The organism is Pseudoalteromonas sp. NJ631 (assembly GCF_000276645.1).
In the GTDB taxonomy this organism is placed as follows: domain Bacteria; phylum Pseudomonadota; class Gammaproteobacteria; order Enterobacterales; family Alteromonadaceae; genus Pseudoalteromonas; species Pseudoalteromonas piscicida.
On record NZ_AKXJ01000005.1, the window covers coordinates 12,109 to 31,836 of the forward strand.

The window sequence follows — 19,728 nt, forward strand, 5'->3', positions numbered from 1 at the left end:
ATAATCCCTTGTTAAATAAGAATTGCTTAGAAACAGACTGTGAGGGGATCTCTCAGTCTGTTTCCGATGTGCATTAGTAAACCTTAGAGCGAACCCGCAACAAAGTCTTCGTCGGATGCAGCTTCTTCCGCCTCACTCATTACTGGCAGTTCATATGTGGTATTCTCAAGTATGTACTCGGCTGTACCACTGATGTCCTTGAGGTTGAAAAGTGCTTGTAGCGGCAGTTTTATCCCCAGCTCCCTCTTTAGCTTTGACACCAACATTACAGCCAATAGTGAATGCCCACCTAAGCTGAAGAAATCATCATTGATACCGATTGTTTCAGCCTCAATTTGCAATATCCCCGCCCAAATACTAACCAACTTCTCTTCCAGCACATTTCGTGGCGCGACATAAACTTGCCCAGATGCCAAATTAATGTTCATTTTTTCAAGAGATTGGCGGTCCACCTTACCATTGGCAAGTAAAGGAATTTGCTCTAAATTCACAAAAGCCATCGGCACCATATACTCAGGTAGCGTTTGTAATAAATACTCTTTGAGCACTTCATTATCTAATACCTGCGCGGGATCATGTGGCACATAAAAAGCTATCAGTTGCTTATTGACCACATCACCATTGTCCTGATTTTGTACGACCACCACGGAGTTCGCGACATCTTCGTGTTGAGCGAGCACCGCTTCAATCTCATCGAGCTCAATACGGAATCCACGGATCTTGACTTGAGTATCTATGCGACCCAGATATTCAATACTACCGTCGTCTAACCAACGAGCTAAATCGCCTGTTTTGTACATCCGGCCAGATGACTTAAACGGATCTGAAACAAACTTTTCTTCAGTGAGTTCAGGACGATTTAAGTACCCTCTAGCAACACCATCACCGGCGATATGTAGTTCGCCTGGGACACCGACAGGGGATGGAGCCCCTGACCTATCTAGAATGTACACTTGGCTATTATGTAGCGGTCTACCCAATGCAATGCTGGTCACATTATCGGTATTATCTGCAGTTAATGGATCTGATGAGATTTTTGATATCGTCGTCTCTGTCGGTCCATAGTTATTGAATACCTGACATGCCGGATTCAGTTTATTGACTAGATCTACTATCGGTTTGGTTAACACTTCTCCAGCAAAAATTAATGCCTTTTCAACCTGTACAATTTGCGTATCTGACACTTTAAACATTTCAAAGTGAGATGGCGTAATCTTCATACAATCGATCGGATTAGCTTCCATATAACTATGTAGCTCTGTTGGGTTATTCACATAGTCATCAGAAAACAGCGTAAGCGATTTGCCAAACAACATAGGAACATAGAGCGCAATATTACCTAGATCTGAAGCAAAAGTAGACACCGCCGCAAACGTCTCGCATTGCTGTAAACTCATGCGTTCCACTACCGAGTAACAATAGTCAACAACCATGCTGTGCTCTATCATTACCCCTTTTGGCTGCCCCGTGGAGCCAGAGGTGTAGATCACATAAGCTAGGTTGTCCGGTTGTACTCTCGGCTCTAAGGCCAGACCATTTTCAAGTATATGCGCTACGCATTCATGCTCTAGACAACCATTCTCATCCAGTACTACGATCTGCGTATCGGGCGTAACCAGCGATTGTACCTTGTCTTTGAATTGAGCTTGAGTCACGACAATCTGTGTTTGGCTGTCTTCAAGCATGTACGTTAAACGCTCTGTTGGATAAGCTGGGTCCATCGGTACATAAGCTCCCCCCGCTTGCAAGATCCCCATCAATCCCACCATCGTGGCCAGTGAACGCTCAACACACAATCCAACTAGGTTATCGGGCTGTATACCTTGTGACTGAAGATAAATAGCAAGTTCCAGACTCTGCTTCTGCAACTGCTGGAAAGTCAACTGTTTATCACCGTCTTCGGCTGCCTCAATCAAAGCAACTTGATTGGGGTGCTTGTAGGCTTGCTGAGCAAATAGCTGATGGATGCACAAATCCTTCGGATATGCCAAGTGATTGTCATTGTTTGGCGCCAATAACGTTTGCTGCTCTTTTTCACCAACATAATTAAATGACTCGATTGTGGCAGTTGGCTCTGCGACGATGGCGCGGCATAAAGTTTTAAAGTGCGTCACCATACGGCTGATAGTTTGCTGCTTAAATAGGGCAGTTTTATACACTATCATGCCTTCCAACCCGTTATCTGTTTCAGTGAAGTGTAAAATCAAATCGAAACGACTAAAGTTCAGCTCCAAAGGGAAATCCTGAATATCATTGTCCGACAGATCCATCGCCACATTGTGTAAGACGAACATCACTTGAAAGAGAGGACTAATACCAACCGTTCTCTCCGGCTGAACCAAGTCAACAATCTTCTCAAATGGCGTATCTTGGTATTCATATGCTTCTAGACAGGTTTCCTTAACTTGTGCAAGTAATGAAGCAAATGTGTCATCTGAGACAACCTGATCTCGGTATACCAAGGTATTGGCAAACATGCCTATCAGATCGGCCGTTTCTTCATGCTGGCGATTCGCTATCGAGCCTCCAAAGCAAATATCCTCCTGGCCTGTATAGCGATGCAACAAAACCTTAAAAGCTGCCTGCAATGTCATGTAAAGTGTCGCACCATGCGCTTCGGTCAACTTGTTAAGTGCTTGTGCTAATTCAGCATCGATATGGAATACTTCCGTTGCCCCATCAAAATTTGGCGTTTTCGGTCTAGGGTAATCGGTCGCCAAATTCAAGCGTTCCGGCACTCCTTCTAGTTTCCCTCGCCAATATTCCAGCTGCCTTTCAAGCAAACCGCTTTCTTCCATGAACTGCCTTTGCCAAGCACTGTAATCTAAATACTGGATCGGCAACTTCGAAAGCACAGGTTCTTTGCCTTGCTCAAATGCAGCCATAATTTGCCTAAACTCTTTGATGATCACATTCATTGACCAACCATCACTGATGATGTGATGCATATTCAGTAACAAGACGTGCTCAACATCGCTCTGTTTGATGATTAGACCTCGAATAAGTGGACCCTGCGCTAAATCAAATGGCGTTGATGCATCTTGTTGACAAAGCTTTTGGGTTTCTTGAAGACGCGCATTTTGATCTCCTAAGTGACTAAGATCTATACTCGCCAGCTCAAAATCAAAGGGTGCCAAAATTACCTGCTGAACCTTACCGTCAACACTCGGGTAAAGTGTTCTTAAGCTTTCATGGCGCGCAATAATTAGGCTGATAGCCTGCTCAACTTGTTGAATGTCTAGCGGGTGAGCGTCATCACTCTTAATGGTCACCGCCCCAGGAATATTATAACCTGCACTATCAGGGTCTAATTGATCAATAAACCACAAACGCTCCTGAACATAACTTAATGGCAAGTTCTGGTTGCTGTGCTTAGCCAGATCAGCGCGGTCCAGCGGCTTGATTTGCGGCAGTGCACGTTTTGTGGAGTTTTCTACTTTAGCACTAAGCAAGGCAACGGTGTCGCATTCAAAAAGTACTTTTAATGGCACTTCAATTCTAAATTGAGCACGTACTTTCGACACAACTTGAGTCGCCAAAAGGGAGTGCCCCCCCAACTCGAAAAAGCTGTCATTGACACCTATTTTTTCAGCCGGTAAGTCTAATACGGTTGCCCAAATATTGACTAGTTCCGCTTCATTTTCGTTGCGTGGAGCTTGGTAGCACTGGGTCTTGGCAAAGCTAAAATCAATTTCAGCCAATGCTTTACGGTTCACTTTTCCATTACCTGTCAGCGGAATGCTTGACAAACTTACCCACGCAGTGGGAATCATATGCTCTGGTAACTCTTGTCTCAGAGACAGTTTGAAGACATTTGTATCCAATTCTTCCAACTGGGTATCTGTTGAAGCATGTGCCACATAGAATGCAACCAACTGCTTCGTATCACCTTCACCTTTGGCGATCACCACACATTCTTTTAACTCTGAATATTGCTCAAGACGCGCTTCAATTTCCCCCAGTTCAATTCGGAAACCACGGATTTTGACCTGATGATCAATTCGGCCAATAAACTCCAAACTTCCCGCAAGGCTCTCTGTATTGGGCATCCAGCGAACCAAATCACCCGTTTTGTATAAACGTGCGCTAGGATCATCCGAATAAGGGTTCGGGATAAACCTTTCTTTTGTCAACTCAGGTTGATTTAAATACCCGCGCGCCAATCCATCGCCTCCAATATACAGCTCACCCGCGACTCCGATCGGGGTCGGCTTGAGCTGTTGATCCAATACATACATTTGCGTATTGCTAATTGGACGACCAATAGGTACAAAGTTTAGCGTATCTTCTTCGCATCGCCAATGAGTGACGTCAATTGAAGCCTCTGTCGGACCATACAGGTTAAACAACTTCGTGCTCGCCGGCTTGACACGCATAAACTCGTTGACCAACGCCTTAGGAAGTGCCTCACCACTGCAGAAGACATAACGCACGGAAGTTAAATCAGACCAACTTTCTGCTGCTAACATATTACTCAGCATGGACGGAACAAAGTGTAAAATGGAGACCGCTTGTCTTTTTATTACACTCGTTAAGTAGGCTGGATCTTTGTGACCTTCTGGCTTCGCCACAACAAGTTTTGCACCATAAGCTAGAGGCCAAAAGAATTCCCACACAGAGACATCAAAACTATAAGGAGTTTTCTGTAGTACACAGTCCTCTGCTCTTAGTTGATATTCTGAGTGCATCCACTCTAGTCGATTCATCAAACCTTGATGGGTTGACTCAACACCTTTTGGTTGACCTGTACTACCAGAGGTGTAAATAACATACGCTAAATTATGCGGCTGCAATTCAATTGACGCTTTTTCAATATTGTCCATGGGATACTGAGAAAAAGTGTCAAACTCATCTAGGGTAACGATTTGCTGTGCAGAATCGCACACCTGCCTTAGATGAGACTGCGTCAGTACAATGGTTGCACCGGAGTCTTGTAACATATACGCCAAACGATCTGCTGGATAGCTAGGGTCTAACGGTACGTATGCCCCTCCTGCTTTGATGATCCCCAAAATTCCAATCACCATTTCAAGGGAACGTTCAGCACATAAGCCCACTAACGAGTCAGTTTTAACACCCTGCGCCATTAAATAATGTGCCACTTGGTTCGCTTTGGCATTGAATGCCTGATAAGTCAGTGACTCTTCCGTTTGCTCTCCCGTCTCAAAAGTAACAGCTATAGCATCTGGAGTAAGTTCAACCTGTGCCTCAAATAACTCATGAATACACTTGTCTTTAGGGTAATCAACCGCTGTATTATTCCACTCGAGTAACTGATGTAGCTCATTTTTAGCAACTAAAATGGGTAACTCACTAAGCGTATTGCACTGCTCATTTAAGAAGCTTTTTAATATCATTTCAAAATGCACCAGCATTTGTTTGATAGTCGCCTCTTCAAACTGCTCAGCATAGTAGCCCAGTTTAAAGTTCAGCTGCGTATGTAAATCCGTCTGATTTGGCAGTACGATGAGTGTCAATGCGTAGTTCGTTTGATCAAAAGCACACACATCAGATACTTGTAAGTCGGAACCGACAGCCGCTTTTTCCATTTCAAAATCAATTGGGTAGTTTTCAAAAACCACCAATGTATCAAACAGGCCTTTTTCCCGTTGGTCCTTGGTGTTCACGGCACTCAATTTTTGAATTTCAGAAAGTGGCAAGAAGCCATTTTCAACCCGATCGATACTTGCCATGTGCATACCACGCAGCCAAGCCCCTAGCTCTTGTTCAGGGTTTATGTCAACAACTACAGGTAAGCTATTGATAAATAAGCCAACCATATCTTCGACACCACCCAGTTCAGCAGGTCGCCCAGAGATCGTTTCTCCAAATACCAACTGTTTGTCACCACTATAGTGATGTAACAGATAGGCCCATGCGGCTTGCACAAGTGTATTCAAAGTAACTTGATGAAGACTTGCTGCAGATTGTAGTTGCTTGCTTAGCTCAGGAGTCAGTTTTAGCCAACGTTCTCTGGATCCTTTAGAGTGACTGTCTATCACCTTGCCTGTATTGATATGATTTGGCGAGTCAAAGTTAGCAAGTAACTCTTCCCAATATGCACAGGCTTTCTCTGCATCCTGCTCAGTCAGCCATTGAATATAATCCTCATAAGGCCGCGCTTTAGGCAGTGTTGACGCTAGAGTAGAAACCGAAACAGGGGTCTCGGCACCTTGATTTGCGAGTTCATAGAGTGCAATCGCTTCTTTAAATACAAGAGGGAATGACCAGCCATCAGCTAACGCGTGATGCGACGTCCAAATTAAACAATGTTTATCTTTTGATAGCTTGATCAATGTGATACGCATTAGAGGTGCTTGTTTTAAATCAAAGCCTTGAATTTTATCTTGTTGTAAGAATTGCTCAAGGCGCAGCTGTTGCTCAGTGTCACTCAAAGTGGACCAATCTATTTCATTGAGATCTAAATGTGTGGTTGCTAATACGATTTGATGTGTATGACTGTCGCTAAACACCGTTCTAAATACGTCGTGTCGACTGACCACTGCATCTAACGCCGATTTAAATGCAGTACGCTCTAAGTGGCCATTTAAGTTCAAAGAGAACTGAGAAACATAAGCTTGAGCGTCTAAGCTGCTAAAATACAGCATCCCCTGTTGCATCCCTGTTGTCGGATACAGGTTTTCCAGCATCGGATAACTATCAAACACTTCCTCCAATTGCGCTTGCGTTACATTTGCGAGTGGGAAATCTTGGGGCCTAACGCACTCATAAAAAAACTTCCTACGCATCTGGCACTCGTTCAATGATGACGGTTGCACATCTTCATGACTTGCTTTCCATTGCTCGAAACGCTGAGACAGACTAACTCGTTGCGCTGCTTCATCAAGACTCTGCTGTGTCGATGAAGGAGTTTGAAGCGTGACCAATGGCGCCAACTTTTCAATCGTCTGACACTCGAATATCTGACGAGTTGTAAACACCAAGCCATCTTTAGCAGCCCGAGTTACAGCTTGAATTGAGAGAATAGAGTCCCCACCAATTGCAAAGAAGTTATCAGTGATCCCCACCTGGCTCACTTTCAGTAGCTCCTGCCAAAGTGCACATAGTTGCTGCTCGACTTCTGTTTTTGGTGCCACATATTCTAAAGTTAACTGCGCTGGTAGCTCTCTATTTTGCAACCTATCACGATCAATTTTACCGTTAGGCGTACGTGGCATGTCATCAATGCCGATGAACACAGAAGGGATCTTGTAACTCAATAACGTATTGCTCAAATAAGCTCTTAGTTCAGCTGAGAGCAGTGCATCTGAATTTTCTTCATTCAACTTCGCGTCTGTAGTTCGACTAGGCACAACATACGCAACAAGTTGCTTTGAATTTTCCGCAGAGCCGATGCTTTTCGCGAGTACAACCACTTCAGATACTTGGCGATGTGTTGCAATGGCCGCTTCAATTTCTCCTAACTCTACCCGGAAGCCGCGCACTTTTAACTGATGATCTTGACGACCAAGGAACTCTAAATAGCCCGGTTCGCCCGCTTCATTTGGTGTACAACGAACTAAATCACCGGTTTTATAGATCCGTTTCGTACGATCGAAAGGATTAGGAACAAATCTTTGCTTTGTTAACTCTTGTGAATTTAAGTAACCTCGTGCTAATGCATCGCCACCAATATACAACTCGCCGCCCACGCCCAATGGGCAAAGTTGCTGTGCATCATCGAGTACAAACAGCTCGGAGTGTGGGGCCGCTTTGCCTATTGGGACAGCGCCTGAGACATGTTCACTACAATCAAAGTAACTGCTCCAAACACACCCTTCCGTCGGGCCATACTCGTTAATCAACTTTATCTCACTCCATTTAGGGTGAGATTGATGTTGTTCAACTAGGCTTTGCTCACAGGCCTCACCCGCCACAATCACCATTTTTAGTGCTGGGCCAGTATTTAAATCCGCTGACAACATATTCTGATACACACTAGGTAGCGTCACAAAATGACTGATCTCTTCACGTACAATGATCTGCTCAAAATAAGGTAAATCAACCCCGTTTTTAATGTCTAAGATGCATAATTTTCCACCCGAAGTCAGTGTCCAGAAGATACCGGTTATCGAACCATCAAAAGCGAATGAGAAGAACAAAGCAAAGCTACTAGGCACTTGCGGATACAGGTCAAATCTCGCCTGTGTTGATCTAGCAAGACTTCCATGCTCTATTGCAACGCCTTTAGGTAAGCCTGTGGAGCCGGATGTGTAGATCACATAAGCCAAGTGATTTAGCGTCAAGCCCAATTGCTGACGGTCAATATTATCCTCCGCATAGCAACCTAAGAACCCATCCCACATTTCTTCATCTAGTGGCAAAATTTCAAGCTCGCTAAGGGGTAATTCAGACAGCAACTCTGAACTAGTCAGTACAATCTCGATATCAGAGTCTGAAATAATGTGTTCAATGTGACTTTCAGGATAATCGGGATCAATTGGTACATAAGCACCACCTGCTTTCAAAATCCCCCAAATCCCGATGACCATTTCTAAAGAACGTTCGACGCAAAGGCCAACTAAGCTATCAGGCTTTACCCCTTTATCAATTAGATAGTTAGCAACTTGGTTAGCTTTTCTATTAAGCTCATCATACGTCATCCGCTCATTCGAAAACGGTGATTCATTAAATACTGCCGCAATGTTATCAGGGTTTATAGCCACTTGTTCTTCGAATAGATCTAAGACCGATGTTACCTGCGTAGCTGGTGCCAGAGCATGCGGTGCACCTTCAAGGTCTGACGACCACTTCGACCAATCTAACAGTTGTGCTTTTTCATCACCGCTAATACAAGGCAGTGTATTAATGGATGATTCAGGCTGTGCAATGATCCCTTCAAGTAAGACTTCAAAATGTTTTGCCATGCGCGTAATCGTGGACATATCGAACAACGCAGTTGCAAACTCCCAATCAAGCCTTAACCCCTGCGCTTCTCCATTTTCCGCCAACTCATAAATATCCAAGCTTAAATCATGTAATGCCACGGAGTGCGGCTGTTCAATTTTATGAGCAGATACACCTGGTAGGTCAAACCATTTTTGCTCATTGTTTTGCAATGCAAGTTTAACTTGGAACAAAGGTGAGTAGCTTAAACTGCGCTCCTGCTTGAGCTCATCGACTAACTTTTCAAAAGGCAATTGTGTGTATTCATAAGTATCTAATAAACTTTCTTTCGAGCGTTGTAATAACTCTACAAACTGTGGATTGCCTGACAGGTCATTTTGCAATACAACACTGTTGGTGAAAAAGCCCACCAATGGCGCAAGTTCAGCCTGATCCCGATTGGCTACGGGTGCACCAATGACAATGTTTTCAATGTCTGCTGGGTTGCCACCTTTGTCTGAGTGTCTTGAGAGTAATATTGCAAGTGCGGATTGCAGTACCATAAAGGGGGTCGTGTCGGTGGCTTTTGCCAGTCGATATACACCTTCTTGTATAGTTGGGTCGATAGTTTGAAGGTAATGCGCACCTTTATAATCTTGTACTGGCGGCCGAGCACGATCTGTTGCAAGGTTATGTACTTCTGGTAAGTCTTCTAAGCGCGTTTTCCAGAACTCTAGCTGTGATTCGAGCATTTGTCCTTGCAACTGCTCTTTTTGCCAATGGGCATAGTCACTGTACTGGATTGTCATTTCCGGTAAAGTACTTTCCGGCTCGAGATAGAAGTGGTTAAACTCGTCAAAAATAATGCTCACTGACCAACCATCGACAGCAATATGATGCATGGTTACCAATAACACATGGTCATCATCCGCTAGCTTCAACAATTTGGTGCGAAGCATTAAATCTCGATCAAGAGCAAATGGTAAAGAAGACTCTTCATTAATACGGGTGCGTATTGCAGCCACTTGCTCGTGCGCTGCTAACGAGCTCAGGTCGAACACTGGTGTAGTCAACTCCCAATTGGTCTCGACTACTTGGGTAGGCTCTCCTGTTTCACTAGTCTGAATCGTCGTTCTCAAAACTTGATGACGCTCAACAATACTTCTAAACGCTGACGATACCGCCTCTAGATCTAAATCACCTGTCAACCTAAATGCCTGGCACATCACATTCTGATTGGTACCACTTTCGATTTGCTCGATCAACCACACACGCTGCTGAGCAAAAGATAACGGTGCAGGCTCAATGCGCTCCACAGATACGATCTGAGTAATCTGACTGGCCACAGAGTCATCGATAAAACCAGCAAGCTTTTGCACCGTAGGCAGAGTGAAGATATCTCTAATAGAGATTTCTATTTGCCAAGTTTCGCGTATTAAAGAAACAAGGCGAGCTGCCAGCAAAGAGTGCCCGCCTACATGGAAGAAGTTGCTCGTAGTACTAATACCCGAAGTCCCTTCTGTGTCTAAATTCAATAATCCCTGCCAAATATGGCCAAGTTGCTCTTCAGTCTCGGTCTTAGGTGCAGTGTAACTATCCTCAATCGTGAAATTTGGTTTAGGCAAAGCCAAACGATTAATTTTGCCATTTGGCGTCAGCGGTATTTCATTAAGGAGTACATACCGACTCGGCAACATATAAGTAGGTAAACGCGCTTCTAAGTGCGCTGTTAGTGCTTGCTTTAGTGCTTCTTCTTGTTCATCAAATTCTCCGATGACATATGCCACAATATGGGCTGAATCATCTGCTGTCCAAACATGCGCCACGGTATCTTTTACCTGTGGATGCTGTAATAAACCAGATTCGATTTCACCTAGCTCTATTCGATGACCTCGTACTTTGACTTGTTGGTCTAAACGTCTCATGTACTCCAAAGTGCCATCTGGTTGCCAGCGAACCAAGTCACCAGTTTTGTATAAGCGGGCAGTGCCATCCTCAGAAAAAGGATTTCGGACAAACCTTTCAGCGGTCAACTCAGGTAGATTCAGATAGCCTCGCGCGACACCCGCACCACCAATATATAACTCACCGGCAACACCTACCGGCACAGGCGCTAAATTAGAGTCTAAAACATAAAATTGTGTATGTGCTATCGGTTTACCTAACGAAATACGACTCTCAATTAGACTGACCGAAGACCAAACAGCGGTTTCTGTTGGACCGTACATATTCCACAGCTCAACTGTGCCTCTCGATAGCAGCGCATCTTTTAATTCTGCACTCAGCATCTCGCCGCCACACAAGGCTTTGATTGGGCTTTGTGGTTGCCAATCATTGCTAACAAGCATTTTCCAGGTTGCTGGTGTGGCCTGCATGCACGTAACATGATGCGTAACCATGAGCTTTGTAAGGGCGTCTGGATCCTGCACCTGCTCAGAAGAAGCCATCACGACTGTGCCGCCACTCATCAGTGGCAGATATAACTCCAAGACATGAATATCAAACGACAATGAGGTCACTGCAAGTAACGTATCGTCACTCGTCAAACCTGGCTGTACCTGCATCGAATTCAAGAAATTAGTGACATTACGATGCTCAAGCATTACACCTTTTGGCTTTCCTGTTGAACCTGATGTATAAATCACATACGCCAAATTACTCGCGCTCAGCCCTAGATCATTCTTATCTAGATCTCCATGCTCAAACTGCCTAAGTTCTTCAGATATACATTCATCGTCTAAACAAATCGTCTGACTCACCTCTAAGTGCCCGCACAGGTGTGTTTGCGTGATCACCCATTGCAGCCCAGAGTCTTCAACCATATGTGCGAGTCGGGCTTTAGGGTATGTCGGGTCCATCGGTAAGTAAGCACCGCCAGCTTTCATAATCGCCAGTACACTCACCACCATATCAACAGAGCGCTCGACACATACACCAACCAATGTCTCAGATCTCACACCTTGCGCCACTAAGTAGCGAGCCAATTGATTGGCACGCTGATTTAACTGTGCGTAACTAAATGCTTGCCCCTCAAATACCACCGCAATGGCATCTGGATTAAGCGCAACCTGTGCTTCAAACAACTCATGCACACTCTTGTCTTGAGATTCTGGTTTGCACGTGTCATTCCACTGCGTTAGGAGTGCTGTTGCGTGATGCTCATTTTGTAATGGTAATTCACTGATTCTGCTCTTTGGAGATTGGACGATAGACTGAAGCAATACTTCAAAGTGACCAAGCATTCTCTCAATTGTAGTGCGAGAAAATAAATCACTGGCGTACTGCAACTCCATATCTAAGCCATTTTCACTCTCGAGCAATGTTAATGTCAGATCATATTGTGAAACGGCTTGGTTCGACTCGAGTTGTTGAGACTCCAAACCTGATAAATTCAATGGTGTCATTTCCTGGTTCTGCAGGATCAACATTACTTGGAATAACGGACTGTGACTAAGGTTTCGCTCCGGCTGTAGTGCATTCACCAATTTTTCAAATGGCAATTGCTGATGCGCATAAGCTGCAAACGTGCGCTCTTTACTTTGCGCCAACAACTCAACGAATGACGGATCTGCTGACAAGTCAGAGCGAAAGACTAAGTTGTTAATGAATAGGCCAATTAGTGGCGACAACTCAGATTGCTCTCGGTTTGCAACGGGCGAGCCGATAACAATATCAGTCTCACCAGAATAGCGGCTTAAGAAACTCGCAAACGCGGCATTCATCAGCATAAAGAAAGTTGCACCATGCTTTTGTGCCAATTGATGTAATGCATCTTGCAGCTCCGCTGACACACGATGTGAAACACTGCCACCTTTAAAGCTTTGTGTGGCAGGCCTTGGATTATCTAATGCTAAACCATGTACTGCTGGTAGATCAGATAAATGCTGCTGCCAATAACTTAGGTGTTCCTTTAACACCTCCTCTTTAAGCGTATTACGTTGCCAGTGGGCATAATCACGATACTGTATCGCCAGCGGTTCCAATGGGTCATTTGCACCTTCGGTATAAGCGTTATACAGCGCATTAAGCTCCTTTGTTAGTACACCGAGCGACCAGCCATCCGTTGCAATGTGATGTGTTGTAACCAGTAAAATATGAGACTGTGCCCCTAGTTTTAACAAGGTCACTCGTAGCATGACATCTTTAGTAAGGTTAAATATTCGGTGCGCTTCTGCCAGTCTAAGCTCGGCGATGCGCTGCTCTTGTTCAGATTGCGTGAGTTCCGTCAGATCGATAACCGGTAGATCAATTTCCGTTGCAGCTTGTACCCATTGAACAACTTGGCCATTTTCTTCACAATAAGTGGTTCTTAAAGCCTCATGCCGGTCAATAATTGTCGTAAAAGTGCGCTGTAAGTGCGCAACATTTATCTCACCGTATAACTTGAAGGAGAAGGGAAGGTTGTACTGAGCTTGCGTTTTTTCAATTTGGTTTACTAACCACATACGCTCTTGTGCAAAAGAAGGTAAATCAGCATCACGGACAGGTACAATCTCAGGTGTATTGGCAGGTGTAGCCGACTCAATAACCTTGGCCAGTTTACGAATGGTGTTGTTAGTGAAAAAATCTCTGATGGAAATTTCAACCTGCCACTGTTTCTGGATCTTTGAAATTAAAGTCGTTGCTAATAGAGAGTGACCGCCCAAGCTGAGGAAGTTATCTTCAACACCAATGCTATCAATGCCGAAAACGTCTCGCCATAATGCACACAGCTGCGCCTCATTTTCAGAGAGTGTCTGCTGTTCAGTAGGCTCAGACGTGATGCCGCCTATGAAGCCTTCCTGTGCGCTGCACAATGCATCAAGATCTTTACCAAGATACCGCTTTTTAGACAAAGCGCGCTGTATCTTCCCGCTCGAGGTACGATTTATTCGACCCGCTTTCATAAATACAATGTCTTCAAGTACAACTTCAAATTGCTCAAAAATGGCACTCTTAATCGTCTCGCTGGCAAGCTGATAATCAAACTCGCCCATTTCCTGCCGACTCACTTCGAGTAGTAATACCGCCTTTCCATTAAACTCAAAAGCTGCTGCGCCATTTTGATTCAATCCAGGGTAAGCGCGATACGCCAATTTCTCAAAATCTTGCGGGTAATAATTACGGCCTTTAATGATCATGACATCTTTGATTCGACCAGAAATATAGAGCTCACCTTGATAGATAAAACCTAAATCCCCAGTACGTAGATAGCTGGCATCGTCATCTTGCAAACGCGCACCAAAGCTCGCGTTGGTTTTCTCTTCATCATTCCAGTAACCCTTGGCAAGGCTAGGGCCTGCAAACCAGATTTCACCCACCTCACCGTCAGCTAGTTCCACCATAGTATCTGGAGATACTATTTTGAGATGATGTTCAGGCTGGACATGCCCATGTGCAATGAGAATTTGCTGTTTCGCATCGTCTTGCGAAAGCTCGGCTTGCCCTTTTTGTAACCCTTCGCTGCCAAACGCATTGGCAGTGTAAGGCGCAGCATGCACGCCTCCGCAAATAAATACGGTCGCTTCCGCCATACCATATGCAGGGTAAACAGCAGACTCTTTAAAACCAACTCGAGAAAAACGTTCACAGAACCGAGCTAGCGTGTCAGCATCGAGTGGCTCAGCTGCATTAAATGCAATGCGCCAACTAGACAGATCCAAATTTGCCATTTGATGAGGTTTAATACGCTCTAAACAGTGGTCAAATGCAAAATTTGGTGCACCCCCAATGGTCCCCTTATATTCGGAAATCGCCGACAACCATGTAAGTGGGTTCTTTATAAAGCGCACGGGCGACATCAATACGGAATGAGCACCTAAGAAAATGGGTAACAATAAAGTGTTCACAAGACCTAAATCATGGAATAACGGTAGCCAGTTACAGAACACATCATTTTCTGAACAAAGCGTACCTTGTTGTAGCGTTTTTAAGTTTGCTACAATGTTTCCATGCGTGATCACGACCCCTTTTGGCGTGCCTGTCGAGCCCGATGTGTATTGTAAGAAGGCAATGTCATCAGCTTTGGGGAAAGCACTCAAAGCTAACGCAGATCCGTTTGATAATTGCTCAAAGCCAAGCACAGGCAAAGGAGCCAACTCCCCTTCCAATTGTGGTTTTAGCATGCCATTAGTGAGCACTAAATTCGCTTTACAGTCATTAATGACAGTCAGAACTCGACCGGCATGCTTTTTACTTTGTGGCGGATATAAGGGAACTGCGACCATACCTGCATAAAGACATCCTAGGAATGCCTGAATGTATTCCAAACCTGGAGGGTACAATAAAACAACTCTTGAACCAGGCTCTACTTCAGCTTTTAAAGCACAAGCAATTGATGCCGCTTTTTGGTGTAGTTCACTAAAACTGATTTGATTTTTTTCACCCGAGTCTTCAATAAAAGTAAAAGCTTTATTATCTATCTTTGATTTAGCATGTACTGCTAAATAATCATAAATTGTTTCCATCATTATCACTTACCTATCAAGTATTAATGCAGTTTTTATTTTTTCTTATTTTAAATGGATGGTTTTTTTGCCAGAGATGATGTCTGCAGGTACACCTATCTCTTCGCAAGATGCCAAAAATTTCGTGGACTCTGCGATTTGTCTAGAGTCTTCCTCGTGTTCAAGGCCCATAAAATACTTAAAGCAGGTTTCTAGCCCAATTGCATAGACATACACTTGCTTTGCGTTAAACGCTTTCACCATCGGTAGTGCTTGATCACAATCAGCCCCGTCTAACCGCCTAGAATTTTTAATCGACTTTGGTACTTTTTTGGTGTGTAAAGCGCCATATGACCATGTATATGGCGCGCCCACACACTCCATACCGATTGCCAACACGTCTATGTCTGTAAATATTGCACCCAACTTTTCAAATAACTGCCCGTCTGGATTCGCACAATCAGCGCCAAAGAAACACTTCTTACCCAGTACCTCAATATACCAAGCGGCTTTCGTTCGAATATTTAAGTCGCCGTGTTCCCCTAAGAAAGGGAGCGCAACAATTCGGCCAGCTGGGATCTCGATTTCGTCTAAATCGTCTACTTCAATCACATTAAAGTTCAATTGTTTTAAAATGAGTCTTAGTGATGGATCAGGCAGCGTGCCGCCGTTATTTTTTGGTACAACCACGGTGTTTGTTTTATAGCGCAGCTGTAACAAGGTTTCGATATTGGCATGATCCATATGAGTATGGGTCAGCAAAATATAGTCAATTTTCTGCGGCAACTCGCTGAAGCTGATCATCGTATCATCATCATTCGTGTTACGAGATGCGATAACAGGATCAACCAAGATACATACATCAGCAGTTTCAATTAGAAAGCCGGCATGGCCTGTGTAATTTAATCTCACCCCTTCTTTCACTGGCATATGGTTTATTGTCGGTTTTTCTGTTGTAAATAACTCCCGATACGATACCCCGCCGTCTAACTCATACCCCTCAAACAGCGCTTCTATTTGCTCTGAGGTGAGTGGTATTTCTCTCGCTTGAAACAACGCATCGACAATCTGGTCATTGAAATCCGCTTTTACCTGTAAGTGATTGTTGTCCGGTAGTCGCGGTGTACTAAAGACAAAAGGACGCTCATCAACTTTGGATAACAATCCAAAAGATAAACTTTGTAACGTCGGTTTGTAATACGCACTTCGGTACATCAAAGGCTCGATTATGCGGTAAGATGGACGGTGTTCCATATCTAGAAATAGTTCAATACACCCTCTTAGTGGCTCGGGTATTTTTGCGTAAATATACTCGATACTTTCTCCACTGGTGTGGCTGTACAATAATTCATCGAGGTGTTTTACAGCATCCGATAACTCAATTAAATCACCGCATCGTTCATTTTGCTCTTCGATGAGTGCTTGAATGTCACTCACCTGATCTTCTGTGCAATTTAGAAACTCCCCACCAGTAAGCACAGACTCTTTTGACGCCAGAATATGCAACTTATAATTCTTTACAAAAGATTGCATGATCCGCCTATGCGTGTTTACGACATGCCGCGCAGCCGTAACCGGTGGAATGAGGTAAGGCCATGCATACCAATGATTCATTAAAGGCTCAAAATATACTTCTGATTTGAGATAAAGCTTTTCACTTATCATTTTTTCATTACTCTATGTGTGTACAATTGGGAGGCAGATAACCCCCCAATGGCAAGAAGTTGTGCTAATTATTGCCAGTCAAACTCCTGATCCAGCAACGCGAATAGCTTGTCATTAAAAGGACGATAAAACTCAGCAAGTTTTGCCTTAGTCTCTTCATCCGCAGGCGGCATCTTTGTTGGGTTTTCATTTATTTTGGCATTGAGTTCAGGAATGCCAATCACAGGTATTTCAAGGAACTCTTGAATTCTCTCAAACACAGGCTGTCTGTTTTTGAAGTATTCAGCAACATCCAATACCATGACATTTTCCCTGCCAAAGCGCTTAATCCAATGCTCTACAGCCTGATAATAGATGCCATTTGCCAAAACTTGAGGACCAGTCAAACTGTCCATTGGCATACTTGGAAACACTTCAAGCGCACGCGATATATAGTCTGAGTAATTGTTGAAATACTCTCTGTTTTTACTGCGAGCAAGCGTTTTTACTCCCAAAAAGAGCTCCCACTTCCAGAATGAATAAGCCCTGTCAACAGGATCTCTTAATGTAATTATCACCTTACAATTTGGGTTAAGTTCGTATAGCCTTTGCATAACATCAAGACGAAATAGCTCAGGGTCGAGGTAACCGCACCTTACTGGGCCACCAACACTTTCCTCCAGCTCCTGTTGTTCTTGAACAGTGGGGTAACCCATTCGCCAATTTTTTACCTTATGCATCTTTGGCTCTTTGGCCAAAGGAGGCATAACGTTTGGGTGAAACAACAAGTGGCTAACTAAATCACTGGACCCACTTTTACAAGGCCCGGTCATCACATAGTTTGGAGCCATTCTTTCTTTAGAGCGCAACTTTCTAAGAGAAAGCCGCCAATTAGGCACATCAGAAAAATAATAAGGGAGGAATTGATATTCAAGACCGCCTTTTATGAGCTGCGACAATTGAGAAAATAAAGGTTTATCAGAACCAACAAATTCCCAGTATTTAGTCGTTAACTCAAATGATCTAAAGAATCTGGATACTTGTCGTTTGTCCATTGTCTCTAGATTAGTTGACATCTGCCGTCTCCCATGAAATTTTATTTTCACTGGGTTGTTTCGCCCCTCCCTGCTTAATAATCTTGCTTACTTTACCATTCTCTAATCTCACGATTTTATCTGCTAAGTGGAAATATCTATCATCATGAGTGATCACCACCACTATTTTGTTCAACTCTTTGAAATACGGAACAATATGGTTATAGAACACATCTTTGAATTCTGGATCTTGATCTGCGGCCCACTCATCAAAAATATGTACAGGCCTATCCTCTAAATAGCTTACAAGTAACGCCAAGCGCTTCTTTTGACCATCAGACAACTTAGTGCTAGAGAAAGTCCCATTTTTTATCGTCACCTTCTTATCTAACCCCAATAACTCCAGTAATCTTGTAGCGCGGCTATCTAACCCTTTTTCCGCAATGCCAAAAAGCTTTGGAAATAAGTAAAAGTCAGAATATATCGCAAAGATACTTTCACGGCAGGCATCTCTATTGTCATCGGTGACTAAATCAGCGTCGTGATATACACTTCCGCTACTAGGTTGATAATGAAGCGACAATACTTTGCCTAACGTGGTTTTACCTGAGCCATTGCCGCCAACTAGGTACACAACTTCGCCTCTTTTAAAAGACAAATCAATTGGGCCAATATGGAACCCTGAATCTTCGTTTCTGACGGTCGCGTGTGTGTACTCAATATTCTTTAGCTTCAACTCTTGAACATCTCCCTGATTGGCTAAAGTATTGTTAGAGCTAGGCTCTATGGGCATCTCTTCGAATAGTGCGGCTAATTTTCTGCCCGCTACCCTTGCCGCAACAATAGAGTTCATCGAACCAACCAACACCGTCAATGGGCCCATGATATAAAGTAATATCATAATTGCCCCTAAGACATCGTCTCTTGAGAGGGCTAAATAGTTAGCCAAAGCATATGCCACTAGCCCGATAGTAAAAAAGCTGATTAAGTTACTATAGTTATTTGCGAAAACGAGGAAAGTTCGGCCTTTCTTAATTGATGCACTATACTGATCTTCAACGTTGTAAAGCTCTTCATTTAAGAACGCTTTTTGCTTCTCTTTATTCAGTTTCAACTCTTTCGCACCGTAAATTAGCCCTTTAATGCCATCTTGGATCCTGTCAAAACCATTTCGCCCCTTCATGATGTATTTTCGACTGAAGAAAATTGGGACCTGGTAAGTGACAAATCCAAAAGCGATTAGGCCCAATACCGTAAGGAAAACTTCTAACTGTAAATATAATAAAAATGAGAGCATACCAAAGAAGGTCATGATAGCGATCATAATCGTAGGGATGGTACTCGCTCCGTTAGCGATGTGCTCTACATCATTATTAATTGCTGTCAGTAAACGCGATGGACCTATCTGGTCAAGTTTTTGAATCGGGATCTGAGAAATCCGTTTATACATTTTTTTTCTCAGGCCCACGGTCGAGTCAACTGCAACTTGAAGCATCAATGTACCAGACATGACTCGGCTAAATAAAATGAGCATGCAAACAACAAAGAATGTTAAAGCTTGCTTTGGATTAGATACTTCAAACATACCGAACAACCAATAAGACGATTCAAACTCGGGCTGCATAAAGCGACTAAGCTCAGGCTGTAGAGAAAGCATGATGAGAGGCACTAAGAGTGAGTAGGCAAACCCCCCTATTGCGCCGATGACAACTGAGAGAAAAACTTTGTTGGGCGAGACCGAAGTCAAAATCTCTAGCAGTTTGATAGACGAATTTTCTTGTTTAGTTTTATTCATTTTA

General features: G+C 43.7%; 4 protein-coding genes. All 4 read right to left on the reverse strand.

What is annotated here, in order from left to right; all coding sequences use genetic code 11:
- Nucleotides 1-83 precede the first annotated feature (83 nt).
- Nucleotides 84-15,275 (reverse strand): non-ribosomal peptide synthetase, encoded by a 15,192-nt coding sequence (locus A587_RS0110380; RefSeq protein WP_017217527.1) that lies wholly within the window; start codon nucleotides 15,273-15,275, stop codon nucleotides 84-86.
- 42 nt (nucleotides 15,276-15,317) lie between these two features.
- Nucleotides 15,318-16,916 carry an MBL fold metallo-hydrolase gene (locus A587_RS0110385; protein WP_036964811.1) on the reverse strand — a complete coding sequence of 533 codons (1,599 nt, stop codon included), beginning with the start codon at nucleotides 16,914-16,916 and terminating at the stop codon, nucleotides 15,318-15,320.
- Between the two features lie 68 nt (nucleotides 16,917-16,984).
- On the reverse strand, nucleotides 16,985-17,971 hold the full coding sequence (locus tag A587_RS0110390; RefSeq protein ID WP_017217529.1) for a sulfotransferase domain-containing protein: 987 nt from the start codon (nucleotides 17,969-17,971) through the stop codon (nucleotides 16,985-16,987).
- Nucleotides 17,961-19,724: a cyclic peptide export ABC transporter gene (locus A587_RS23960; protein WP_017217530.1), complete on the reverse strand. Its 1,764-nt coding sequence runs from the start codon at nucleotides 19,722-19,724 to the stop codon at nucleotides 17,961-17,963. The genes A587_RS0110390 and A587_RS23960 overlap by 11 nt, the downstream gene beginning before the upstream one ends.
- Nucleotides 19,725-19,728: the final 4 nt, after the last annotated feature.

Bases quoted from the DNA above. Each gene is read 5' to 3' on its own strand.
- A587_RS0110380 (WP_017217527.1), bottom strand. From the start codon at position 15,275: ATGATGGAAACAATTTATGATTATTTAGCAGTACATGCTAAATCAAAG.
- A587_RS0110385 (WP_036964811.1), bottom strand. From the start codon at position 16,916: ATGATAAGTGAAAAGCTTTATCTCAAATCAGAAGTATATTTTGAGCCT.
- A587_RS0110390 (WP_017217529.1), bottom strand. From the start codon at position 17,971: ATGTCAACTAATCTAGAGACAATGGACAAACGACAAGTATCCAGATTC.
- A587_RS23960 (WP_017217530.1), bottom strand. From the start codon at position 19,724: ATGAATAAAACTAAACAAGAAAATTCGTCTATCAAACTGCTAGAGATT.